This is a genomic window from Sphingobacterium puteale (assembly GCF_003627955.1).
Lineage (GTDB): Bacteria > Bacteroidota > Bacteroidia > Sphingobacteriales > Sphingobacteriaceae > Sphingobacterium > Sphingobacterium puteale.
The window spans coordinates 1-24,830 of sequence record NZ_RBWS01000031.1 but is presented as its reverse complement, the minus strand read 5'-3'; the positions used below and the strand labels follow the sequence as shown (position 1 = coordinate 24,830).

General features: G+C 37.5%; 25 protein-coding genes and 1 tRNA gene. 13 read left to right on the top strand and 13 right to left on the bottom strand.

Translation table 11 applies throughout. The features are described from left to right. Positions 1-56 precede the first annotated feature (56 nt). Positions 57-1,463, top strand: coding sequence for a LamG domain-containing protein (locus tag D7322_RS27190; protein WP_121127313.1), 1,407 nt, complete (start codon positions 57-59; stop codon positions 1,461-1,463). A gap of 301 nt (positions 1,464-1,764) precedes the next feature. Here the strand turns inward: D7322_RS27190 and D7322_RS27185 are convergent, their stop codons facing one another. Beyond that, positions 1,765-2,532, bottom strand: a complete 768-nt coding sequence (locus D7322_RS27185) for a phosphotransferase enzyme family protein (protein WP_121127312.1) — start codon at positions 2,530-2,532, stop codon at positions 1,765-1,767. 233 nt (positions 2,533-2,765) lie between these two features. Continuing rightward, a complete protein-coding gene (gene pdxR, locus D7322_RS27180; RefSeq protein ID WP_121127311.1) occupies positions 2,766-4,187 on the bottom strand; it encodes a MocR-like pyridoxine biosynthesis transcription factor PdxR in 1,422 nt (473 codons plus the stop codon). A gap of 99 nt (positions 4,188-4,286) precedes the next feature. Here pdxR and D7322_RS27175 point away from each other — a divergent pair, with 99 nt between their 5' ends. From D7322_RS27175 to D7322_RS27155, 5 genes are all read left to right on the top strand, one after another. Continuing rightward, on the top strand, positions 4,287-4,787 hold the full coding sequence (locus D7322_RS27175; protein WP_121127330.1) for a cupin domain-containing protein: 501 nt from the start codon (positions 4,287-4,289) through the stop codon (positions 4,785-4,787). Positions 4,788-4,808: 21 nt separating this feature from the next. Continuing rightward, on the top strand, positions 4,809-5,705 hold the full coding sequence (locus D7322_RS27170) for a dihydrodipicolinate synthase family protein (RefSeq protein ID WP_121127310.1): 897 nt from the start codon (positions 4,809-4,811) through the stop codon (positions 5,703-5,705). A gap of 92 nt (positions 5,706-5,797) precedes the next feature. Then, positions 5,798-6,121, top strand: coding sequence for a 2Fe-2S iron-sulfur cluster-binding protein (locus tag D7322_RS27165; RefSeq protein WP_183078864.1), 324 nt, complete (start codon positions 5,798-5,800; stop codon positions 6,119-6,121). 291 nt (positions 6,122-6,412) lie between these two features. After that, positions 6,413-7,270: an alpha/beta hydrolase family protein gene (locus D7322_RS27160; protein ID WP_220700191.1), complete on the top strand. Its 858-nt coding sequence runs from the start codon at positions 6,413-6,415 to the stop codon at positions 7,268-7,270. Positions 7,271-7,589: 319 nt separating this feature from the next. After that, positions 7,590-8,639 carry a DKNYY domain-containing protein gene (locus D7322_RS27155; RefSeq protein ID WP_121127329.1) on the top strand — a complete coding sequence of 350 codons (1,050 nt, stop codon included), beginning with the start codon at positions 7,590-7,592 and terminating at the stop codon, positions 8,637-8,639. A 157-nt stretch (positions 8,640-8,796) separates the two neighbouring features. On the opposite strand, the gene D7322_RS27150 is transcribed toward D7322_RS27155, so the two are convergent. The 8 genes from D7322_RS27150 to D7322_RS27115 all read right to left on the bottom strand — a co-directional run bounded on the left by D7322_RS27150 (position 8,797) and on the right by D7322_RS27115 (position 15,714). Next, positions 8,797-9,360, bottom strand: a complete 564-nt coding sequence (locus D7322_RS27150; RefSeq protein WP_245971488.1) for a lipocalin family protein — start codon at positions 9,358-9,360, stop codon at positions 8,797-8,799. Further along, on the bottom strand, positions 9,344-10,045 hold the full coding sequence (locus D7322_RS27145; protein ID WP_121127307.1) for a lycopene cyclase domain-containing protein: 702 nt from the start codon (positions 10,043-10,045) through the stop codon (positions 9,344-9,346). Before D7322_RS27145 ends, D7322_RS27150 begins: the two co-directional genes overlap by 17 nt. Further along, complete coding sequence (locus D7322_RS27140) at positions 10,045-10,500, bottom strand: sterol desaturase family protein (protein WP_121127306.1); 456 nt, start codon at positions 10,498-10,500, stop codon at positions 10,045-10,047. The genes D7322_RS27145 and D7322_RS27140 overlap by 1 nt, the downstream gene beginning before the upstream one ends. A gap of 19 nt (positions 10,501-10,519) precedes the next feature. After that, positions 10,520-11,356 (bottom strand): phytoene/squalene synthase family protein, encoded by an 837-nt coding sequence (locus D7322_RS27135; RefSeq protein WP_121127305.1) that lies wholly within the window; start codon positions 11,354-11,356, stop codon positions 10,520-10,522. Between the two features lie 4 nt (positions 11,357-11,360). Then, positions 11,361-12,833: a phytoene desaturase family protein gene (locus D7322_RS27130; protein ID WP_121127327.1), complete on the bottom strand. Its 1,473-nt coding sequence runs from the start codon at positions 12,831-12,833 to the stop codon at positions 11,361-11,363. 21 nt (positions 12,834-12,854) lie between these two features. Next, complete coding sequence (locus tag D7322_RS27125) at positions 12,855-13,496, bottom strand: MarR family winged helix-turn-helix transcriptional regulator (RefSeq protein WP_121127304.1); 642 nt, start codon at positions 13,494-13,496, stop codon at positions 12,855-12,857. Between the two features lie 369 nt (positions 13,497-13,865). After that, positions 13,866-14,666 (bottom strand): 3-keto-disaccharide hydrolase, encoded by an 801-nt coding sequence (locus D7322_RS27120; protein ID WP_121127303.1) that lies wholly within the window; start codon positions 14,664-14,666, stop codon positions 13,866-13,868. A 127-nt stretch (positions 14,667-14,793) separates the two neighbouring features. Next, positions 14,794-15,714 (bottom strand): toxin-antitoxin system YwqK family antitoxin, encoded by a 921-nt coding sequence (locus D7322_RS27115; protein WP_183078863.1) that lies wholly within the window; start codon positions 15,712-15,714, stop codon positions 14,794-14,796. Between the two features lie 338 nt (positions 15,715-16,052). Here D7322_RS27115 and D7322_RS27110 point away from each other — a divergent pair. After that, positions 16,053-16,134, top strand: a tRNA-Leu gene (locus tag D7322_RS27110). 213 nt (positions 16,135-16,347) lie between these two features. Here the strand turns inward: D7322_RS27110 and D7322_RS27105 are convergent. Together D7322_RS27105 and D7322_RS27100 are read right to left on the bottom strand one after the other, a co-directional pair. Beyond that, entirely contained in the window at positions 16,348-16,731 is a 384-nt protein-coding gene (locus D7322_RS27105; RefSeq protein ID WP_121127301.1) for a hypothetical protein, read from the bottom strand. Positions 16,732-16,813: 82 nt separating this feature from the next. Continuing rightward, positions 16,814-17,782 (bottom strand): ROK family protein, encoded by a 969-nt coding sequence (locus tag D7322_RS27100; RefSeq protein ID WP_121127300.1) that lies wholly within the window; start codon positions 17,780-17,782, stop codon positions 16,814-16,816. A 376-nt stretch (positions 17,783-18,158) separates the two neighbouring features. Here D7322_RS27100 and D7322_RS27095 point away from each other — a divergent pair, with 376 nt between their 5' ends. Both D7322_RS27095 and D7322_RS27090 read left to right on the top strand, forming a co-directional pair. After that, positions 18,159-18,881: a ferritin-like domain-containing protein gene (locus D7322_RS27095; protein WP_121127326.1), complete on the top strand. Its 723-nt coding sequence runs from the start codon at positions 18,159-18,161 to the stop codon at positions 18,879-18,881. Positions 18,882-18,902: 21 nt separating this feature from the next. Then, positions 18,903-19,736 carry a ferritin-like domain-containing protein gene (locus D7322_RS27090; protein WP_121127299.1) on the top strand — a complete coding sequence of 278 codons (834 nt, stop codon included), beginning with the start codon at positions 18,903-18,905 and terminating at the stop codon, positions 19,734-19,736. A gap of 190 nt (positions 19,737-19,926) precedes the next feature. Here D7322_RS27090 and D7322_RS27085 read toward each other — a convergent pair whose 3' ends face one another. Beyond that, positions 19,927-20,667, bottom strand: coding sequence for an SDR family NAD(P)-dependent oxidoreductase (locus D7322_RS27085; RefSeq protein ID WP_121127298.1), 741 nt, complete (start codon positions 20,665-20,667; stop codon positions 19,927-19,929). 512 nt (positions 20,668-21,179) lie between these two features. Between D7322_RS27085 and D7322_RS27080 the strand changes: the two genes are divergently transcribed. The 4 genes from D7322_RS27080 (at position 21,180) to D7322_RS27060 (ending at position 24,674) form a co-directional block, all read left to right on the top strand. Next, positions 21,180-21,419 carry a hypothetical protein gene (locus D7322_RS27080; RefSeq protein ID WP_121127297.1) on the top strand — a complete coding sequence of 80 codons (240 nt, stop codon included), beginning with the start codon at positions 21,180-21,182 and terminating at the stop codon, positions 21,417-21,419. A 406-nt stretch (positions 21,420-21,825) separates the two neighbouring features. After that, complete coding sequence (locus tag D7322_RS27070) at positions 21,826-22,647, top strand: hypothetical protein (protein WP_147430557.1); 822 nt, start codon at positions 21,826-21,828, stop codon at positions 22,645-22,647. A 172-nt stretch (positions 22,648-22,819) separates the two neighbouring features. After that, positions 22,820-23,764 (top strand): hypothetical protein, encoded by a 945-nt coding sequence (locus D7322_RS27065; protein WP_147430556.1) that lies wholly within the window; start codon positions 22,820-22,822, stop codon positions 23,762-23,764. A gap of 271 nt (positions 23,765-24,035) precedes the next feature. Then, a complete protein-coding gene (locus D7322_RS27060; RefSeq protein WP_121127294.1) occupies positions 24,036-24,674 on the top strand; it encodes a hypothetical protein in 639 nt (212 codons plus the stop codon). The last annotated feature ends 156 nt before the right edge of the window (positions 24,675-24,830 follow it).

Genomic DNA, 24,830 nt, shown 5'->3' with positions numbered 1-24,830 from the left:
GTTGACTTCAGGGACAAGATGTCTAAGCACTAAATTTATCAAAAAACTTTATTAACATGAAAAAAATAATTTTGATAGTGGCTGCACTTTTGGCGATATTGTTCGAAAGTTATGCCCAAGAAAAGAAAAGTAAAACACCCGGAACACAAAACATTGCACTAATCGCGGAAAAATGGGTATTTCAGTCCGGAAAAGTTGATTTCTTAAAGTTCAAAGGACGTAATGCGATGAAAATTTCACCGGCATCGGGACCGATAGTCATTAAAGATCTGATCTTCACAGATGGCATCATCGAATATGATGTAATTCCGGCAAAAACAGAATTTGCGAGTGCAATCTATTTCCATCGAAAAAATGAGAAAGAGCAGGAAATCGTCTATCTGCGTGTTCCCAAAATGACTGATCCGTTCGCCAATGAAGGCATTCAGTATTGCCCAATTTTAGACGGTATAAATATGTGGGACATGTATCCACAATATCAGACTGCTGCACACGCCAAAACAGACGAATGGAATCATATTAAGCTGGTCATTTCGGGTATGCAAATGCAGGTCTTTGTCAATAATAGCCTTAGGCTGACAATCCCTAAATTGGAAGGGCGTGAACGCTCAGGAAGTATCGCCTTCGATGGTGACTCATATATTAGCAATATCGAGATAAAACCCGGTCAGACCGAAAATCTAGCGCAAACTGAAGGCGCAGACCTGAGCAGACACGAAGCAAATTATATCAGGAACTGGTCGGTAGCTCAACCCGCACTTTTAGCCGAAGGAAGGGAGCCAACCACTGTCAGCGACCTACCGAAAGATGACTCTTTTGTAGAAAAAATAGCAGCCGAAAGATATGGGCTCGTCAACTTAACACGACGCTTTGGTGGCAGCGAAAAACGTAGGATAGTCTGGCTAAAAGCTACAATCAATGCAAAAGAAGCTACTCAGACTAATCTTCAACTGGGATTCTCAGATGAAATATGGCTTTATCTAAATGATCAGATCACCTATACAGACAAAAATATTTTTAGACAGAATATGAAAAAGTATCCGGACGGGAGGATATCTTTACAAAACGGAAGCACTAAATTAAAGCTCAAGAAAGGCGAAAATCAACTATTAATAGGTGTATCCAATGACTTTTATGGCTGGGGAATAATTGCGAGGTTGGAAAACCTAGAAGGAATTGCAACAATAGAACCTTACGAGAAGAAAAAACAAGCCATCGAAAATATTGAACGGTATTTAGGGGTGTACACAGCTGAAATATCCCCCACAGTTAAACTGAACTTCATTCAACAAGATGGGAAGTTAATTTTACAGACTTCTGATCAAGATACCACCCACCTAGATTATGTCGGGAACGATCTTTTCAAAATGGGTCTTGGAATAGAATGGCAATTTAATCCACATTTGAAACAGGTGATAAGGCGAGAAAACGGTTTTGAAATGAAGTTTGTAAAGGAGCAATAAAATCTATTTTTACTATCTTTTACATTGTCAAAACAGCTATTGCATTACATTATTTAAACTTGACGCCCAGACTTTACCGCACTCAGATTCCCAAGATCTGATAACGGTGAAGTCACGGATGTCTTGTGAACATATTATACCCAGCGACAAGCACATACGGCATATTATTTTCAATCTGTATTTTTATTACAGAATTCAAAAGCACTAAGAAAACTGGATTAGGATATTTTCTAGGAAATAGTAGCCTTTTATTTGAGATGATAAAATTTATGAGATCGTAAAATGACCTTAAGAAAACTCATTACTCGGAGTAATACTTCTCTGTGATATGCTTCAAAAATCCGATATAGAAATTTAAATGTGGAGGCTGGCTAAATACGGAAAATTGATCATGAGTGGTATGAAATTCCATATAGAAAAGCCAAAATCCCAATGAAAGATAGGGTATTACCGCTAATTCCTGCTCTCTTATAGCACGATTTAAACGATATCCTTCCAAAAAAATGCGGTACGAGTCATCAGCAGCCTGCTGTGTAGTTCTTCCAGTATATACATCTAACATGAGATGCTGCCAAAAGGACATTATATCATTGACCAGCCAACCATATCCCATGAAATCAAAATCAAAGAAAGTCACCGTATCATTGTCGAAATGAAAATTTTTGGGGAGAAAATCAAAATGACAGTAGCCTTTCGAAAATTCTGATGTATTAACTTGTGACATTTTTTTTTCAACATGGTAGGCCATTTCACACAGCCACGTATATTCTTCGACATTTTCTTTAAAGGCGGATCTTAATTGTGCTAACGGTTTAAAGACGGTTGTATCAAGATCGAAATTCCACCTTTCTTCTTCTAACTTAATCGTAGATGAGATATTGTGAAAACGCGCCATTTCATTTCCCAAAACGCGAAGTTGATTTTCATTCAATGATCGAATGACCCGACCATGTGCAAAACTGAAAAGTACAGCGTACCGCTCTCCTTCTACGGCTTCAAGTTTCTGTATCGCTTCTCCCAAACTATCTGTAATCGCCAACACCACGAACCAAAAACTTACACCGCACATTTTCCAGTTTATATCTCACCGATATCAGCGCAGACAATGCAACTGGACAAAGTGTAGAATAAGTAGCAGGAAAAACAGATTTCATTTTATAAAGATATCTGAATATTTGGCTAATCACAAATTCACATCCACTATGAAAACAAATGTTTTTAAACGAGTGCCCCATATTCTACACTTCAGAAGCTAGTCCATTCTTAAAGTCTTTGATATAGCTCAACATAGAATACTTGTTATCAAATCATTTCTGCCAAAGCGATAATACCTTCCTCCAGATCTTTTTCAGAAAGCGATCCATAGCCAAATCTTAAACCATTAACGGTTTCATCAAAACTATAAACATCGGGATTGATGATTTTGATCCCCTTATCTTGCAACCTTTTGGAAATATGAAACCAATCCACGGGCTTATTGGGTACGAGCCAAAAAGCTAAACCACCATCGGGAAGAGTATATCTTGCTTTATCTTTGATATATTTGTTTAACACGTTTGCCGTAAAATCCCTCTTGGCTCTATAGTAATTTGTTGCCTTTTTTATATGCCGCTTAATTGTACCTTCTTTGATAAGTTGCAAAACAGCCTGTTCCATAATATTATCCCCCTGCACATCAATAATCTTCCGTAGATCCCCTACTTTCTTAACCAGTATTCGGTCGTTGCTCGCCAAATAACCAACACGTAAAGCCGGTGCGACAACCTTGCTCATAGTGCCAATGTAAACGTAATTTTTCAGTTCAGTAAAACTTGATAAAGGTAAGACAGGACGATATCCAAAATGAAACTCATTATCATAGTCGTCTTCCATAATGGTAAAACCATATTCATTGGAAAGCCGTATTAATTCCAATCTTCTTTTCAGGCTCATCGTTACGGTAGTCGGGTATTGGCGATGTGGTGTAACATAAATTGCCTTAATCTTTTTTCCAGATTGCAAATAAGAAATAACATCCTCAATCAGCAAACCATCCTTATCCACAGCTGCAGGCAATAATGTAGCCCCTGCACTTTCAAAGGCTCTCCATGCTGGTGCATACCCAGGGTTTTCAATGATCACATGATCACCATCAGTAAATAACTGTTGTGCTGTCAGGTACATGGCCATTTGGCTCCCACGAGTGATACAAATACTTTGCTCATCGACCTGCATCCCTCGTTGATGGTTGAGCATTTGAACGATAGTTCTCCTAAATTCCAGATCGCCCAGCTCATTGCCATAACCCATCATCTGCCACCTCGCTTTTTGGCTGAATATTTGGCGGTATGCCCTTGCAAGTTCTGTAATGGGTGCAATTTTACTGTCAGGATATCCGTCATCAAACTGTAAGTGACAGTACCTATCTAAAGTACTTTCTGCTATAGAAGTGATAAGGTTGCTTTCTTGGATATCGTTGAAATCAGGTAATGTGTCTGCGACAAAAGTACCTTGCCTTTCTTTGGAAATCAGCCAGCCCTCAATAAGCAGCACATTAAGGGCCTCCACAACCGTATTTCGATTTATTTTCAGCAATTGCGCAAGGTTTCTGCTGCCGGGTAGCGCGTCGCCCGGCTTTAATCTACCCGAATGGATATCTTTTATTATAGCATCCGCTATTTGCAGATAAATAGCTTTATCTGATTGTTCATCTAACTGTATTTCAAAATTCCAATCCCTTAACATCTGGACTATTTGTTTTTATAAAAACTGTATTATTTTAATAGTCCAAAGATACCATACTTTTGTAATGCAATAGTGCAAAAAACAATAAAAAAATCAGTTATGTCAAAATTAGAATCACCTACAGAAGTTAAAAAATCAATTCATGCAGAGCAAAAACAATTCAGCTCTAAAGACTTCCATCAAACATTTGCAAGACCAATGTACATAAAACCCGCGCACCTTATCCACAAAAACGTTGAAAATTCAGGTGTACATAATCAATTTTCAGAAGAAAGAAAGCATCCTGTCTTCTTCGTGGATTTACCCAGTAAGAATGTCAGTTTAACCATCGGCGGTCTGTTGCCGGGGCAGAAGACTCACCTTCACCGCCATACCTATGAAACTGTATTGTATGTCATTGAAGGCAAAGGCTGGACCAGGGTAGAAGATGAAATTGTGGAATGGGAAGCAGGTGACGCCGTTTATATCCCTTCTTGGGCTTGGCACCAGCACCAAAACCGCAGTGAGAACGAACCTGCGAAATACATTGCTTGTGAAAATGCCCCACAACTGCAAAACCTGGGGGTCGCATTGCGTGAAGAAGAAGGTAGAGATTTTTAATATTTAAAAGCAACAGTATCTATGAATCAAGTCCCTTTTAAAGGTGTAATCGCTTATCCGGTTACACCATTTGACAACAACGAAAACATCGACATTCCGTTATTCAAAAAACAGTTAGAGCGCCTAGTCACATCAGGCTCTCATGGTATTGCACCATTGGGAAGTACGGGGGTAATGCCTTATCTTAACGACACAGAAAAAGAAGCATTGGCTGAAGCCACCATGCAGCAGGTGGACGGCAGGGTACCCACATTGGTGGGTGTTTCAAACCTGACCACGGAAAGAACTGTTTACCACGCACAATTTGCCGAAAAAGCAGGCGCAACAGCGGTAATGATTATCCCGATGAGCTATTGGAAATTGACCGATGACGAAATTGTAAAACACTACGACACGGTGGCTTCCAAAATTTCGATTCCAATCATGGCTTATAATAATCCTGCTACCGCTGGTGTCGATATGTCGCCCGCCTTGCTGAAACGCTTATTGGAAATTCCGAATGTAACGATGATAAAGGAAAGCACGGGCGATATTCAACGTATGCATTATTTGAGAAAAGAGCTAGGCGAAGGCGTCGCGTTTTTTAATGGTTCCAATCCGCTCGCCCTATCCGCATTTTCGGCTGGTGCCAGAGGCTGGTGTACAGCCGCTCCGAACCTGATACCCGAACTTAATATTGCACTTTACGATGCCGTACAGGAAAATGATCTCGAGAAGGCACAAAGAATATTTTACAAACAGGTCGATTTGCTGAAATTCATCGTAGCAAAAGGTCTTCCGCGTTCTATAAAGGCCGGTTTGGACATACTAAAAGTAGGTGGAGGTGGCTTTAAAAGCCCACTAAAACCACTTGGTGAAAACGAAATAGCGGAACTGGACAGAATACTTTCTGCAATACAAAGTGAATTGGCCGTTTAGACACAATATCAAAGCCCAAAGCAATATAAGCTTCGGGCTTTAAGCATAAATGTTTCAGCAATAATTTAAATAAATCCAAAAAACATATGAACATGAAAGAAAAAACACCTCCCACCGAAGCTGAGAAATCGGATTATGTACATGTAACATTGACATTGAACGGCAATACAAAAAATATCCAATGGAACAAACAGATACCTCTGCTCGATGCGATGCTCAATGCTGGAGTTGACGTTCCGTACTCCTGCTGCAGGGGCAACTGCGGCACTTGTGTATGCAAATTAGAGGAAGGAGAGGTACGGTTAAGAAGGAATTTTGTACTGTCAGAGGTTCACCTCCGACAAGGTTTAATCTTAGCCTGTGTTTCTGCTCCGATAAGTAAAAGCATAAAGATAAACTATGATGAATTGTACTAATTTACCAAACAGAAAAATATGCTTGCTCTTTTTAAGAAAAGAAAAAGTATATTATTTTTTTACCGATCCGTTAGCACTTTCACCGATAAAAACAAGCACTTCACCTAAATAACATCAGGACGAGTTCCAAAAATTATTTAAGTTAGATGCTGAAAATAAAATTACAGCAACAGCATTTAAGCGCCCTAACTTTGAAAATTGAAACCGATGAAAAAACATTTAAGTATAGCATATTCTTGCAATAAGCCCGCATATCAAAGGGTTAAAGAAAGATTACATATAAAAGCAATTTTGTCATTACTTTTTTTAGTATTCACGACCAATATAATAGCTCAAACTACGGAATGTGCAACAAAAGATATAAAATTTAAAAGTAAAGGGGTAGAGTTGGCAGGGACAATCTTTAGCGCTCCAAATTCTAAAATCGGAATTGTAATAGTGCATGGATCCGGACAGGAGCTCAGATTGAATGCATTTGCAACTTTGCTGGCAAAAAATGGAATATCTGTATTAACTTATGATAAGCGGGGTGTTGGTAAATCCGGGGGGAAATATGCGGGTCCGGAAGTAGGCACAAATAATATTGACTCAGCAAATCTCGATCTCCTGGCCGAGGATGCTAAGGAAGCAATTTTAGCGCTCAAAAATTATTTCGGACATAAATTAACCCATACTGGTCTCCTAGGGTTCAGTCAGGCTGGATGGATTATTCCTTTGGCTTCAAATAAGTCAAAAGAAGTGGATTTTATGGTCATATTTAGTGGGGCAGTGGTTCCAACCAGAGAACAGCTCCGTTTTCAGTTTTTCACTGAAGGAAAGGTAGATTTCTGGACGAATCATACCGAGAAAGAAGTAAGGACGCATATTTTAAATGCCCCAGATAAATATAAATTTATTACAACGGACCCTCAGCTGGTTCTTAGCAAAACAACGGCACGGGGACTCTGGCTTTTTGGCGGACAAGATGTGCAAGTTCCTGTCGGCTTATCTATTGATCATCTTAATTTACTTAAAATTGAAGGAAAACCGTTTGAATATTGTCTATTTCCTGAAATGGGACACTTTCTAACGCCTTCAGAGTCTTCAGCTCCGATCAAAATAGCCATAAACTGGGTAAAAAATCTAAGCCAAAAATTTAAAAATCGTTGATGACGGAGATAACGGTTCCTAAATCGCCAGCCGAAAGATATATTATCAAAAAAATGGACATACAGGCCATTAAAAATATTATATTCTGCATAAGTAAGTTTGTCATTGCCTACATTCCTTGAACTGGGTATCCGTACAACCGAGCTCGAATGTCCATCTCTTCTTTCCTGAAAAAAGTCAACAGCAAATGTAAAGATGCAAAATGTGGGGATAAGACGATTTACTATTTTACAAGAAAATTCCCTTTTTTAACTTTGACAGCGTAAATTTATATATGCGCGCTACAAAGGATATTTTACAACTTCGCCCTGGTATAAAAATGAAAAAATATACTTTTTTTCTGGCTTGTGTTTTACTCAGTTTTTTTATCTCTTGCCGGGATATTGGTAAACTGGTCAATAAACAAAAATCGAGCTCTTATTTTATAGATTCAAAAGGACAAATTGTTTATTGTCAGAATGGGAATTGGTTTAGTCTGGGTGTATCGCAAATGCAGGCCGATGTGGAATCTTTTGAGGTATTGGCAGAGGATATTGCAAAGGACAAAAACGCGGTATACTTTCGTGGAATGCCCCAAAAGCTGGTAGACAAGGCTTCCTTCTATGTCGACAATCAGATTCCTAAAGATCGCTTTCACGTCTATTATATTGATCAGGTCTTGGGCTTCAATATCATAACTGGAGCGGACCCAAAGACATATGAACTCATAAAAAATCACACGAATTGGGCTCGGGACAAAGATCATTATTTCTACGCGGATGACATGATACATGCTGATCGACAAACTTTTAGCTTCGTCAATGACTACTTTCTAAAGGATAAAGATTCCGTTTATATTTCTCCAAATATCGGAAACTTTAAGTCGGTTGTAGCTAATCCGGGAAATGTCGAAGCCATCAACAAGTATTACATGAGAATCGGGAACACAATTTATTATCCTCCTTTTCAACAGGATTCGGCTAGTGTAACAAAATCATTTAATAGCATACAGACAATTCGGGTACTTGATCTAGATGTGATTTGCGTAAACAATAAAACCATATTAGTCCGGGGCAAAAATTTTAAATATGATCACGTCGATGTTCCCTCCTTTCAGCTATTTACTGCTGATGAAAAAACTGATTTCTATACAGGTAACCCATATTCAAAGGACAAGAACAATGTATACTATAATCAGGAGGTAGTTCCTGGCGCTGACGTGAAGACATTTATCCTCATTGGCAGTGATTTTGGAAAAGATACAAGAAATGTCTACTATCAAAAACAGCTACTCAAAGACGTAGATGCTACAAGCTTTAAGAAAGATGGAGATTTTTATAAAGACAAACACGGAAATAAATTCAGTGCTTTAACAGGAAATAAAGTATAAGCTTAAACGGATTTGTTTCTTCCTATATTTTTTTGAAAATTTATGTTTTGACAGATTCTTGTTAATTCCTGAGTAACATTTCGGATGAATTATCCCTATTCACAAGTGTAGATTTGGTGTAATAGGTGGAATAAATATTTGCCCCCCCCCATCGCTCCTATTGAGGAAGAAACGGATTGTCTTTCCGATCATGTTTCACCCAGATCAGTTTCGAGGTATTGTAGCCAATCTCGTGCGCAATTTTCAGGTAATTTGTTTTTACATCTTCAGGAATGGTTTTGTCTCTTGATAATATCCATAGGTAATTTAAATCCTTTCCCGCAACTAAAGCATAGCGATAGTTCGTGTCTAAAGCAACGACATTATAACCTGCGTAGAAAGGACCAAAAAAACTAACTTTCAGAGCTGCTTCGCTTTGATTGCCTCTGAATTTCGCCAGTCCATCCGCTTTTACCCACTCTTTCTTGACCGTATTATATCCACTATTCAATACCACAACATTACGATCGGTATTTAAACTATATTGGGCAGAAACATTATTGAGATCTTTTTCAAAACGTGAGTCCAATCGTGCGATCTCATACCATGCGCCAAGATAACGATTCAGATCAAATTTCTGAACGGGATGAGTATTGGGAGGAATAGAAGAACATGCGACCATAATCACCAAGGTAAAACCAATCATTATAATGGTTATCCACCATTTATGCATTTTGAACATGAGCGTTGTTTTGAAATTTTTTAAAGAAATAAAGAACCAGTAAAAACTGCGTGTATCCATATACGGCATCCTCAATAGGTATGGTAAATACCCGAAAGCCTATAAAATCGGCTGGATTATAATTAACGATAGGCGATTCCAATCCAGTTCCAGTGAGAATGCCATTAACGGGTAAAAATCCCAGCATAAGAATTGTAAAGACTAATGAGGCCTGACTAATCCATTGTACTCGAAGGAAAAAATGGAAAACCAGCAACGTCAATATGGTAACCAAGGCGGTGACTAACGTATATATGCGATCGCTGTACCGAAGTGCAACAACGGCACAAACGATAATGCTTACAAAAACCACAATATTGTTGAACGCACTGAGAACTTTCAACTCGAAAAATTTATCGATACAGAAATAAGTAAATATGCATGAAAAAGGAATAAAGATAAAAAACAACCATTCCTCCAATGGTAATCCCGCAATAATTAATCCCACCGTATACCGAGTATCGAACCACCAAACACCACGATGGGTAAACCACACGTCCCAAGCAATAAAAAATATCGCCACAATTATTGATGCTTTTAAAAAAGGGGCAAACGCTCGATCAAATCGGATCCGCTTATCAAATGAAGCTATAAAGCAGATAAATACTGTAAAAAATAGGATCAGGGAGTAGGTATATTGCATCATTACTTTTCTTTTTCACTATACATTTTAAAATATTTGACTGGCACATATAAAAAACCAAAACATTCGCCTTCTTCCTTTCCAAGGTGCTTGTGGTGCTGTTTATGCGCGCGTCTAAGCGCTAGGAAATACCTATTTTTTGTTTTGCTCAAAAATCTGATGCGTTGATGTATAAAAATATCATGCACAAAGAAATAAGCCATGCCATATAACATAATCCCCAATCCGATGTAAAATAGATAATTATAATTCTCTAATGAACCATAATACATTAACGCAATTGTGGGAAGTGCGAATATCACAAAGAAATAATCATTCTTCTCTAAAAATCCTTTGGTGCTATGATCATGGTGATCTCGGTGCAGTATCCAAAGAAAGCCATGCATAATATATTTATGAATCAACCAAGTAGCTCCTTCCATAGAGATAAAAATGATTATTACGATTAAAATATTCATGACACTCGTTATTTATTATTTATAAAAATGCCGCTTTGTAACGCAAATAACATTTAAATGCGACGTAAGCTTTTTCTGTATTGGCTATCCTTATCCTATTTTCCAAAATCTCTTTAGAAGATTTCTTCCTAATTTTTGCGAAAAGAGAAAGGTAATATTTATATGCCAGATATACACCAAATCGTGCCGATTTAGGCAGCTTTTTTATACCCAAAAATGCTTCTTCAAATTCTTGATGGATTTCATTTTCGATCTGGCTTTTAAGTGTATTATCAAATACTTCCATATTCAGATTGGGAAAATAAGTGCGACCAAGAACATGGTAATCCTCTTTCAGATCACGTAAAAAATTTATCTTTTGAAATGCAGAACCAAGTTTCATCGCATAAGGCTTTAGCTCTTCATAACGTTGTTTATTGCCCTCTGTGAATACCTGTAAGCACATCAATCCGACGACCTCCGCGGAACCATATATATATTCATTATACAGCGCTGAATTATATTCCAACTTTTTCAGATCCATAGACATACTGTGAAGAAATTGATTAATGAGATCACGGTCAATGGCATATTTATGGACTGTTTCCTGAAATGCTTGTAATATGGGGTTCAAAGAAATTCCTTCTTCCAATGCGTAATTTGTCTCCAGATGCAAACGGCCTAAAAGCCGCTTTCTATCGTAACCTTGAAAGCTGTCGACTATTTCATCGGCCAATCTTACGTAACCATAGATCGCATAAATACTGTTGCGAATATTAGGTTTCAGGGCCAAAATACCTAGCGAAAAGCTTGTACTATATTTTTCGGTTGTCTTTCTGCTTACCTCATAAGCAAGTTCATCAAACAGCTTTTTCATCGTTTTATGGATTTAGATTAATGACTTCTTTAGCAACTATTTTTCCAGAGATAATGGATGGTGGTACCCCAGGGCCGGGAATGGTCAATTGTCCTGTATAAAATAGATTATGGATTTTTTGATTTTTAATTTTCGGTTTCCAAACAGCAGTTTGCCTTAATGTATTGGCCAGGCCATATGCATTGCCCCCATACGCATTATAATCGTTAACAAAATCCCTTACACAATAACTTCGCTTATATATGATCTGCTCATAGAGGTTACGTGCTCCGGTATGCCGTTCAAGACGCTTAAGCATTTTTAATAAGTATTCTTCTCGTGTTTTATCATCATCATCAATACCGGTTGCTACCGGCATCAACAAAAAGAGGTTCTCCTGATTTTTTGGCGCGACATGCGTATCCGTTTTTGAAGGACAACACACATAGAACAATGGCTTTTCCGGCCACTTTTTATCACCATATATACTCTTTATATGTTCATCCAGATCGGGTTCGAAGAAAAGTGTATGGTGGGTTAAGTTGGGGATCGTTGATTTCATACCCAAGTAGTAAATAAGACTAGAGGGGGCAAATGTTCTATTTTTCCAATACGAATCATTATAATTTTTTAAATCTTCAGGCAGCAGTGTTTCAATGTGGTGGTAATCGGCCGAAGCAACTACGAAATCAAACGCTATTTTCTTGCCATCAATAATGAGTGAAGTAATGGTATTATTTTTAATCTCCAACGCTTCCACATTATGGTTAAAATGGAAGGTAGCTCCCTGTATTTGTGCTACCTTCTGCATAGCTAATACCAACTGATAGAAACCTCCTTTAGGGTAATGTGTTCCTAAGGCATATCCTCCATAATTCATTAGACTATATAGCGCCGGAATTTCTTTTGGTGAAGCTCCCAAAAAAATCACAGGAAACTCCATCAAAGTGCGTAATCGTTTATCTGAAAAATATCTGGCCACATAGGATCTGAAATTGGAAAATAAATCTAGTTTAAGAGCACTAAACGCAATTTTGGGCGAAAGAAATTCCCCCCAACTATGACAGGGCTTGTTGACAAAATCACGCATTCCGACTTCATATTTAAATTTCGCGGACTGCATAAATTTATCCAGCTTGGAAGCAGCTCCGGGTTCAATGCCTTCAAATAGCAGTTTTAAGTCTTCATAAGATTCGGGGATACTGAAATTAGCAGAATCAAATACCATCTCAAATTGTGGGTTGAGTGATACAAGATCAAAAAAATCCGAAGTACTGTAGCCGAAATCTGAAAAAAACGACTCAATAATATCTGGCATCCAGTACCAGCTGGGGCCCATGTCGAAACGAAAACCTTCGGGAGTAGAAAATTGTCTGGCACGCCCCCCAGCCTGTTCATGCTTTTCAAAGACATGAACCTCATAACCTGCTTTGGATAAATATGCCGCGGCAGAAAGCCCAGAAAAACCAGCACCAATTACTGCTATCTTTTTTTTCATTTTCTTTGTATCTCTCTTCATTTATTTTAGTTCATCCAGCAATCTGTCCGGTGCAAAATTCTTTTCATAAATAGCTTGATGAAAATCACTTAACTTATTGAGCAATCGTATCAATTCCATTTTCTCGAGATGAGTTAAATCCCCTGAAACAATTTGAGTCGCACGACGTATATTTTGCATTTGCCCCTCTAATACTTGCAGTCCCTTTTCTGTAATATTAATTAGCTTACTACGTCTATCCTGTTGCGAATCTTTCTGAGCTATCCACCCCTGTTTGATCAATCGGTTAACAATTGCTATACCGACTGGTTTCTCATGGATATTTCTTTTGATCAATTCCATTTTCGTCATCTCTCCAAATGATTTTAAGGTGATCAGGTAAATAAATTCCTCCTGCGTTGAAAAATCAGAGCCCCATATAGCAGCTTTCGAATAGCTCTTTGCGAATCTATTCATATGTACAATTAAGGTACTAATAACACTTTCTGGGCTCCGTCCTTTTTCCTTTCCCTCCCAAGTGGGCTCCTCAACTGGCTGTATGACCTGTTTCGCAATCCATTCTTTAAATCCCTCCACTTGATTGCTATACATATGTATTGTCAAATTCTCCTCTTCAAATTTTTCTATCAGCACTAAGACTTCTTTTAAAAGTTGATATTTCATACACCTTGAATTAGAACATAAATATACTTATTTTGGTTTTAATATTTTAAAAATAATATATAAATAGTATAGAAACACACTAATTAACGGTAATATATTTGATAAAGGTGGTCTAAGCGGGGCATTTCTAAAATAAAAAGCAGGATCTATGTCCTGCTTTTTATTTTAGAAATGTTCTATATCATTTATACAATTGATCCATTGCCTCGTAAAATTCATCTAACAGCGTATTCTTGATAAGAATATTGTGAGCATAGTTAGGAACCCGGCGATAAAAGTCTATCTAAATTCTTTTTATGTATGATACTCTTCCGAAGTTACTGTATCTTCAAACGAACTTGGACATTTTACAAAAACAGGGGAATTATTTTATTTCCTTGGTTTAGGGAGTTCTTTAATCCAAATATTTTTAAAGTCTACAGGCTGCCCTTCACTCTGCAATGCGATAAATCCACTGCTCAACAACTTACCGTCAATCTTAATTTTTGGATCATATCCATTTGCTACGCCACCTCCGATCTGCGGTTTGGAATATTCGAGGACAGTATCTCCATTAATAATATGCCTTATTAATGAGTCGCCAAGCACGATCAATTCTCCTCGCACCCATTGATCGCCATCATAAGTTTTTGAAATTGAATTTAAACAATGTGAGGACGCCATCTTGCCTTGGTAGACCACATTAGTGCCTGGAGAGCACATATTACCAGTAGGTCGTGGTTGACCATCACCCAATCCGCCCAAGAGTTGCATTTCTATGGATATTGGCCAATCCTGTTCTTTTAACATCGTTCTGGGGTCTTGAGAATGAAACATAACACCACTATTACGAAGCGTATAGGAAGGTGCACCTTTTTGAAGATCACCGACAAAACGATATTCAAATTTCAAATGATAATAAGAAAAGGGTGTTTTATAATATAAATGTCCAAACTGGTCATTAAAATCACCGTACTGATCGTATCTAATCTTAATTATTCCATCTTCGACTCTAAAGGTATTGCCAAAGTTCACGCCGACATCGTGATGATGAATTTTGACGAACCAGTTTTTAATGTCTTTTCCATTGAACAATGATTTCCAGCCGTTGTTATCCCGCTGGCCCTTCAATCCGGTACAGCCTATAAAAATAGAACTAACGGCTACAATTATATAGATTAATCGTTTCATTTAAAAGTGAGCTATTTGGTTTAAATTGAACACCAATATACGATATATTCCTTTAAGCTTTAGCTAAACAGCCCTTATACAGTTTTATATTTCATTTGTTTCCAAATCGATAGTTTTTACGCCAAAATTATTCTTCTTGATAATTTTCAGTTCTTATAAGCTCTCCTCGTTCATCATAAAATTTCCATTCGCCGGACTTTTTGCCATTTTGATAACGACCAGTTTCTCTAAGTTTTCCATTTTCATGATAAAACTGGCTTAGACCTTCCGCCATTCCCTTTTCGTATCTTATGGTTTGTAGCAAATTGCCTTTATTCCCGTATAATTTCCAGTCCCCAATCTTTTTCCCATCCTCATAGCTACCGATTTCCCATAGCTTTCCATTAAGATTATAATGCTTCCATTCACCATTTTCCTTATTATCTTTGTAGGTTCCGATTTTTTCCAACGTACCATTTTGATAGTACATTTTCCATTCACCATCGGCGGCGTAGCCATGGCGGTTTCCAATTCGTTTCAGCCCGCCATCGTCATAATATTCTCTAAATTCCCCTTTGGGATCTCCATTTTCATAGTTCCAGATTTCATGAAGATTTCCGTTAGTATGATAGGCTTTCCATTCGCCTATGGCTTGTCCATCTTTATAATTCCCGATCTCAGCGAGCTTCCCAGTGGATTGGTATGTTTTGGAAATTCCGTTTTTTTTACCGTTTTCATATTGCCAGATTGCACGAAGTTGCCCGTTTTCATGATAACTCCTCCATACGTCAATTTTAATTCCATTTTCATACTTTCCCAGCTCTTCTAATTTTCCACTTTCATAATGGGACCTAAATTCACCTGTTTCTTTTCCGTTTCGGAATGTTACCATTGCTTCCGGTTTTCCACTTTCGTAGAATATTTTCCATATACCTGTCTCTTTACCGCTTTCATCATACTGTCCTGTCGACCTTATCTTTCCACTGGGATAATGGCTTTCAAACTTTTTCTGTGCAAAGGAGGAAAGATGAATAAAGAGCACGGCTGCAAGTATAATTAGTTTTTTCATTAGATTTCCTGTCATTCGTCAAAATATGTTATCTCTTATTTAAGTACAATAAAAAACAAATTCAGTATATTACGGAAGAACTTTTTACAATCCGTTTCAACTATTTTAAATTTGGTAAAAAGCAACGCTTAATATCAAAAAAACAGATCAAAAGAAGCAAAATCTCTTTTTTTAAATTTGATAGGTTCAAAAAACAGGAATAGGAGAATCTATTTCATGATAAAAAATCGTACTGAAAATATCTACCTCATAATGTGCGCTGTACAGCGAATGTTTGCAGAATACTTGCAAGATATCGCTTAGCTTTATATATTTGCGACATCAACAGAAATCCTAATGCGGAAGTGGCGTAATTGGTAGCCGCACCAGACTTAGGATCTGGCGCCGCAAGGCGTGGGGGTTCGAGTCCCTTCTTCCGCACATAAAAAGCTCCCGATTCTAAAATATCGGGAGTTTTTTTTCCAAAATGCTTTAAAGTTCGTCCCCAGGTATGATTTACATTCTATTAGAAGAAAAAGAAAATACAGATGTCGATCAGCCCAAATATCATATTGAAAAAAATGAAAACAGCTACTGTTTCATCCCTAGCAGGCTTTTCTTAAATAGCTCGACAAACCAAAACTAGTATCATCTTTAGGCAGACCAGTCAAATGGTTTTGTACAGGGGTCGCACTCAAATTTTAATACCTTACCCAAGCTCTTTGCTTTTTTTCCCTTTTTCACAAATACATAAGCAAGGTCTAAATATTCTTCAACTTCGTTGCCATTCTCGTCCCTACCTTTCAATACTACGGAATAATATTTTCCATCCGGATATTTTTTATAAAAGACTTCGTTAATGGTGATTTTTTGGGGTGTCTCATTATCACAACAGCTGCACCATAAAACAACAACTGTTTCTTTTTTAAGGTATCCCACCGCCTTCTCCGCCTGAGCTTGTGTTAAAGCCTGGAGTTGGTCTGCTCTTGAAAAAAAAGCAGTACATAGCAATACAAAAAGTAAAATGGTCTTTTTCATTTATTGAATTTCGTTTTTAGTTACAATAGAAATTTTTGTGTTTTAAAGAATTCAATAAGCAAATACTATGCCTTTGATAAAATTATTTTTCCCAAACCAAAGCACTGGCGCCGAGAATAGCGGCATCAGCTTCTTCCAGCTCGCTGAAAACGAGTTTCACTTTATTTCTAAATAAGGGGAAAAGATTTCTTTCCATATGTAATTTCGCTGGTTTTAAAATAAAATCACCGGCTTTAATCACCCCACCAAACAATAGAATAGCTTCGGGAGAGGAGAACATCACAAAATTTGCCAATGCCTCACCTAATTTTTGCCCGGTATACCTGAATACTTCAATGGCTATGGAATCCCCCTTCACCGCACATTCATGAACCGTTTTAGAATTTATAGCGTCTTCGGGATATTGATTCAACATCGACTCAGGAAATTCGGCCCTCATTTTCTTTGCTGTAATTGTGATCCCTGTTGCAGAAGCATAAGCTTCCAAACTCCCCTCGGACCCCGTACTCCAGTGCTTTCTACCGCCCGGCTTGACAATAGTATGGCCTAATTCTCCAGCAAATCCATCATGTCCATAAATAAGCTTACCTCCAGCCACGATACCGCTTCCTACGCCTGTTCCCAAAGTAATCATAATAAAATCCTTCATTCCTCGCGCGGCTCCGAAAAGCATTTCACCATAGGCCGCAGCGTTCGCATCGTTGGTGATGGTACAGGGAATTCTGAATTTGGCAGTCATTAAATCACTAAATCGAATCACACCTTTCCAAGGAAGATTCGGAGCATGGTCTATTGTACCTGTATAATAATTCGCATCGGGAGCTCCAACTCCAATTCCATCGAAGCTATTTTCACCACCGAACTTTTCAATAAAAGGGTGAGCCTTTTCATATAATGCGTCAATAAAATCTTCAACATGCTCATAATCATCTGTTCGTATGCTCCCCTTTTCAAGAACTTCCCCACGATGATTGACCACCCCGAATTTAGTGTTTGTTCCTCCGATATCTATTCCTAACGCTACACGTTTTGATAAATCTATTAATGACATTGCTATTCCTTGTTTCTAAGTTCAAAAATTGTAAAAAAGATAGTATTTTACGGGGAATTAAACAAGAGATTAGTTGAATAGTTACAGAAAAAAACTATTCAACTAAGTTTTTTTTCATTACAGGTATCCGGGCACCTTTTTTCAGCTTCCTTCTTCCCCCCTTTTCTCCCTCTCCCTCTCCTTCTCTGCCCAATCAAACAACAGAAAATAAGAAAATTTGAGCAACCCAGAACATGTACAATTCCGCCACGATAACTTGTTATTGAAAGCTGAAAAGATATAATATTTTAATAAAAATCAAATTTGGCAATCCAAGCATCTCAAAAAGTCGTAAATGATAATAAGTACAGAAAATTATAAACTAAAGACTTTTGTTATGGAAAAGATAACATCTTACAATGAACCACTATTGAATCATCATAGTGAACTAGGAATGAAAGATCTCAGAAGAAGAGATTTTCTAAGATTTGCAGGAGCAGGTGCTGCATCACTCGCTCTTCTCGGACTATCGAGCTGTAAAAAAGATCATGATGACGACATGGACAATGGCGGTAAAGGCATGTATTTTGGCAGTGGTGATATTGCAATACTGAATTACGCCTATGCGCTGGAGCAGCTCGAAGCCGCCTTTTACATTCATTTGGTCAACAATCCTTATTCAGGGATCACGGATCTGGAAAAGGCTTTTTTCACCGATATCCGAGACCACGAAATTGCTCATCGCGAGTTTTTCAAAGTAGCATTGGGAGCTAAAGCGATATCCAGTCTTGAATTTAATCTGTCAGGCATTAATTTCGGCAGTCGCGCCAGTGTTTTAGCAACGGCAAAGACATTTGAAGATCTCGGAGTCTCTGCTTACAATGGAGCAGGTTGGTTAATTAAAGATCCGAATTATTTATTATTGGCAGGAAAGATCGTTTCTGTCGAAGCACGACATGCAGCATGGGTCCGCGACATGATAGATAATGGCACTTTTGCCAATCAAGAGGTGGTAGATTCGAACGGACTGGATGTAGCCAACAGCCCAAGCGTCGTCTTGAGTGCCGCAGCACCGTTTATCAAATCTAAAATCGATGTAAAGGATCTACCAACTTATTAATGTACCTAAAATTATATTATCATGAATCTTTTAAATGTTTTTGAACAAATAAATACGATAGATCCTGAATTCAGCGATCGTATCAGTCCGCGACGAGAAGCCATTAAAAATCTGGCTTCGATGAGCAAAAAAGTGAGCTTAGCAGCATTACCATTTTTTATTGGTGAACTCTTCAAAAAGGCTTATGGCGCCACAGCACCCACAGATGTCAATGGTGTTCTTAATTATGCTTTAACTTTAGAATACCTTGAAGCTGAATATTATACAATGGGTGTTGCTAAAGCAGGTCTCATTCCATCCGGAAAACCCCTAGGGGCAATTACCACGATCCGTGATCATGAGGTCGCCCACGTTAATTTTTTAAAACAGGTACTGGGCAATAAGGCCGTCTCAAAGCCTACTTTTGACTTTACAGCGGGGGGTACCTTTGGCAATGTTTTTAGTGATTACGATACTTTTTTAGCGGTTGCTCAAGCTTTTGAAGATATTGGAGTACGGGCATACAAAGGACAGGCAGGCATATTACTAGGAAATCGAGTAGTGCTGACCGCTGCATTGCAGATCCATTCGGTTGAGGCCAGACATGCGTCGCATATTCGTCAGATGCGACGTGCTCGTGGAGGCGGTGCCGCCGATCAGAAACCTTGGATTACAGGAAACAATGACACTGGAATCGGAGCAGTTGTAGACCCTATATATGCGGGTGAAAACAATGTAATACAAGGAGGAGTCGATATCACAACGTTACCCGGTTCGATGGGAAAAATTTCAACAAGTGCGGCAACACAGTCTTTTGATGAACCGCTTTCTGCCGAAGCTGTACTTAATATTGCAGGTTTATTTATTAAAGCGTAACAAGAGTCGTAGTTAACCTGTTTTGAATGCCCTGGTTTATTTAAAAAACCAGGGCCTTTCATTAGTCGCTAACTATAAAAAGGCGCTCAAATACAGAAATTACCTCAGCATTCTCCCTCGCCATATATACAGCTGCTTTCTATTTGTCCTAAAAAAATTCCACATCGGCTCTTCTCTAACAATAGACTCTTTATCCGATATTTTCGGCATAATATAGATCAGAAAAAATCTTTGATAGTTTTGAAGGCTCCTCCCGCCAGGAATTGTACATCTCTTGCCCCATTTCATCAGGTATAATATCCAAATTACCTTCATCGACAGACCTCAATATCTTAATGGCAACACTATCAGGGTCAGGCATATCCCAATCACTTCCCTTGTTCATATCCGTATCGATTGCTCCGGGATTGACTGCGTGTACAGCGATTCCATCTTTGGCTAATTCGATGCGGACAGACTGTGTTGCAGAATAAAGGGCCGCTTTGGAGGCAGCATAACCAGCAATGGATGGTAAGGGGGAGTAAGCTGCAATTGAAACGATGTTAATGATTTTGGCCGGGCGATTTTTTTTCAAAATAGATGCAAATGCGCGCATCATCTTTATTGTCCCGAAATAATTCACCTTCATATCATTGTCCATTCCCAATAGATCGCCATCTAATATACTCCCCCTATTTAAAATACCCGCATTATTAATGAGAATTTCAGTGTCCCCGGCAACATCAGCAATTGTTTTGATCTGTCCATCGTCTGTAATATCCAGAGATAACGATATGACTCTATTGTCTTCGAACGATGGCAGTGTATTCAAGTTTCTACAGGTAGCATATACCTTTTTCACGCCATGATCCAAAAGGGCTTTTACCAATGCTCTCCCTATCCCCCTATTGCTCCCCGTGATGAGAATAACTTTATCTTTAAAAATGTTCATATTATTTTATGTATTAGTTAATACAAAGCTATTTTAAAAGATGCAAGCATAAAATCCGAAACTTGCTACATTTTTGTTCTCCATTATCATGAAGGCTAAAAAGCCCAGAAAGTCATTTTTATTCTTGTTTTAAAATTGAGGTTTCTATATAATGAAATCGCCTGAAAATTTAGATTCCGCAACATAAAGATATGCTATACAATTCTCAAGAAAGATCTTTTCGCCTATAAATGATACCAATTGCTTTGCATAACCATCATAGCTCCCTAACCCCCAGTGCTTCTTGCCTAAAATAACCAGGTTGAAATCTTAACATTCGATAGGCTATCCAATAGCATCTTATCCTAAAAAAATCATATAAAAACTGTAAAGAACAAGCTACATCATGTAAAAATACACCTACAATTGAAAAATGACTTTCATTATAAAACTAACGCTGTTTTAAAAAAAAGTAATATTTGTTGTCGGTATCATCCCGAAAAATAAGACACATTCCACAAATCAAAATAACGATGAAAATAAAAACTGATAATAAAAATCCAGAGCCAAGGAAAACCAGACTCCAATTAGCAATTTCCGAAATTATGAATGGCTATTTGTTATTGGATGAAGCCGTGGCCAAATATGACGTTCCTGCATCAAGCATTATCCAAGGTCTTAAGAAGATTCAGAAACTAAAGAAAGAGGCCGCACAACTCAATCAGCAAGAAAGCAAGATCATAAAGCCTACTCTCCCGAAAAATGCAAAATAATGAGTTAATTATACCCCATATGTAAGATCGGATATGATTTTCCTTGGCCATCTAAAGCTGACTTTTTGACAACACTGAACCCCATATGCTTATAGAAATCCACCGCCTGGGTATTTTTCTCATTCACGTCTATTTTCGTCACATTTCCATTCACTGTATTTCGAAGTTAGAATAAGTTTAAATTGTTACAATTACATACGTTCAACAGTATCGCGACGAAAAATGATGTTTCTGATTCTATCTGATGTGATAACAAAAAATAATCTCTCCATTGAACTGCTACCGATTAATCCAACAGCGATTTGTATCGCATAAATCGACCCATGCGATCTAGTTATAGTTTTAAAATAAAATTAATGTAATAAAATTACAATTATTGCTATATTTCATACAATAAATTATTTCTATGACAAGGTCTACCGCATTCTTACTTAAAACAGCTTTGTTTTTCGGTCTTCTAGCAGATATATTTAGCATGAATACATTTGCTCAAAAAGCGCCAAAGATCTACTATGCTACTTTATCCGAGGGAGTAAAACTTTATGTAGGTCCTAGTATACAGACCAAGGCCTTAGCGACTGTTGCTTATGGCTCACAAGTTACCTTCAGTAATTCGGATGTAGACCAACTGGAAATGGTAAACAATCCATTGGTCATAAATGACACAAGGACGTATTGGATGAAAGTGATCTATAACAAGGTTAAAGGCTATGTTGTTAAAAACAATTTTGCAAGTATAAAACCTCCAAAGGAGAATACAGGCAAGCTTTCTGATTGGGTAAATCAGTTATCTCAACCCATTGGAAATAAATGGGAAAGTGGAAAAATATCTGAATCACTGAGCGAGAGCGAAAATGACAATTACTTTTCAAGACAAATATTTCAAAACGGAATGCTCTTGACCACGACCTCAGGCTTTGATGTAAATTTTTCAGAAACTTTGCAAATACCTCATACCGACGTACTGACTGTTTATAATTTAATAAAAAATATTGGGAGCTTTTACCGGATTCTTAAATTAAATACTGCCCTACCCGAAGGAAACACGATCGTTAAGGACAGTGAAGGAAATGAATATAAATGGACGATATTACGCAAGACACAAGAAGGTAGTGAAGATAAATTCTTAAAATCCATTGAAATAATTTGGAATAACGGGATTAACAACACACTTTCAATTTCCGCTTTGGGTAATGATATTGTTGTATTTTATGAAAATACACTTTAAAAACTTTCAATCTGATTTCTTCAAACAAGAAGTAACAAAACCAAAACGGCCTGTAACCACTACCGGCAAAAAATTAAATACTTGGACATAAATGATAAACCAAAATTGTGGCGTTTTTTCTTTTTTAATCAGTGCTTTAATTTACCTTATCCCAATAAAGGGAATAGCGCAAATGGAATCTTTCTATCACGTCACACCGATGGCGATTGAAGGCTATTTCACAAAGACCATATTCCCTTTCAATCCTGCGTTTATGAAGGCAAAAAAGGTAAAAAACATAACCGTTAAAAGTCGGGAAAATGGAATTTTTAATTGTTATACATTTAATCCCAATGGAGTTTTAATGAGCATAAGCATGGCTCGATACGATCAAGAAAAAACAGATACCGTCTTTTACACAACATATTGCTATCAGGCAAATGGCTTAATTGCCAAAGAAGCGAAGATTGATTATCACAGTGGTATCGTAAAAATAAAAGTATATGGCTACGACGAAAAAAATCGTATTGATAACGTCAGAATCTTTTCATTGAATACACAGATGCCTAGTCAAACGCAGAATAATGATTGGATGGGCGAACCAGCTGCCGGTGTAGATCAGCTTATTCTTAAAGGATCATGGCCAGATGAAAAGCTGTTAAATAACATGATCCGTGAAAATAAGTTCTCTTCATGGCAGTATCGTTATTATACAGAAAACAAATTTGAGGTAGAAGAACAGACAGAGTTTTTCAATTTTAGGAAAAATAGTCAAGACACCTGTTATCAAAAAATAACCTATTACCATTTAAATAATCATCCTATTGCTCAATTCCTCCATTTTGGTTGCGCACCTAAGACAATACCATCTGAACAATATGAATTCAAAGAAGACCTCCTATCCGCAATTCATGAAACAGATGCAGACTTTGCATCTAAAAGTGAAAAATACAGCTATGACAAAAACAGAAATCTGTTTTCGATGCAAAACATCCGAAATGGACAAAAAGTCAGCGAGTTGATTATGACGTATAATAAAAAAGGCTTTCTAACAATAATACAACGAAAATCTGAAACAGCTAAAATGGCTCATTATTTTGAAGACCGCGTCCTCGATCTGAGCTACACCTTTTATTGAAAAATCATACTGATATTAACCAATTTTTTTTATCCGTATAAATTTATTTTTCAATTGTAAAGAAGCTATCAGATTATTCATTTCCCTATGTGCGACTCTATTTGTATCGCTATATATTTAAACCTTGAAAATGAAGATAATCATGACTCTAGCTCCCTAATTGTAAAAGAAAGATGGCGCTTTGTAAATTCTTCGGATTTATTTTAAATCAGCCATTAACTTTGGAATACGATATGAAATACGTAGATATCCTAATTAAACTGTGAATAAAATGAATACAAATAACAACATACAACTGACAGCAGAGAAAGTCAAATCCTTTGCAATGGGACTAATTGGCGCATTTTTTTTGGCTCTTGGAGTCAGTTACTTTAGTGAGCAATCAACTTATAGAATTCCAAGAATATTACTTCCTGTTTATGAATTTTCAGGAAATATAGGTTTAGCAATCGGTTTACTTATATTAGGCGGTATACTTTTATATTATGCTTATATCAAATTTAAAAAATGCGGTGGCAGACCGGTTATCATGCTGATTGTTCTACCCCTGTTTACACTACTAGCTTTTGGTTTAAATACATTCTTCAACAATAATCGGTCTGGCAAAAAAGAGGACAATGCGCAAAATAGACAAGCGACAGAACAGGTAGGAAACGCAAATCGTCCCGAGTTAAACAATGAGAAAGCAGAAAAATATTTAGATAAGCTGGAAAACCTATTCGCAGAAATGACCAAGGCTAAAGAGAGTGCTGATGAAAATAGGTTTAAGCTCCTGGAGACACAATTTTTAGATTTGGGTACTGAATTAGCTATTATTATCCCAGAAATGGCTAAAACAGATCAATATCCAAGCTTCATACAGTATAACGCCCATGTATCAAACAAGATCCATAAGATGCGAATGAACTAACACACTATAGACGCTGGAAACAACCAACTGTCTTTTTCTTTTTTCCGCCAGAATTATTCAGGGATATTCAGAAAAACCCCAACTATTTGATAAATAAATAGTTGGGGTTTTATTATCTTCGTGTATTCCCCCGAATAATAAGGTTAGCGGCCAAAA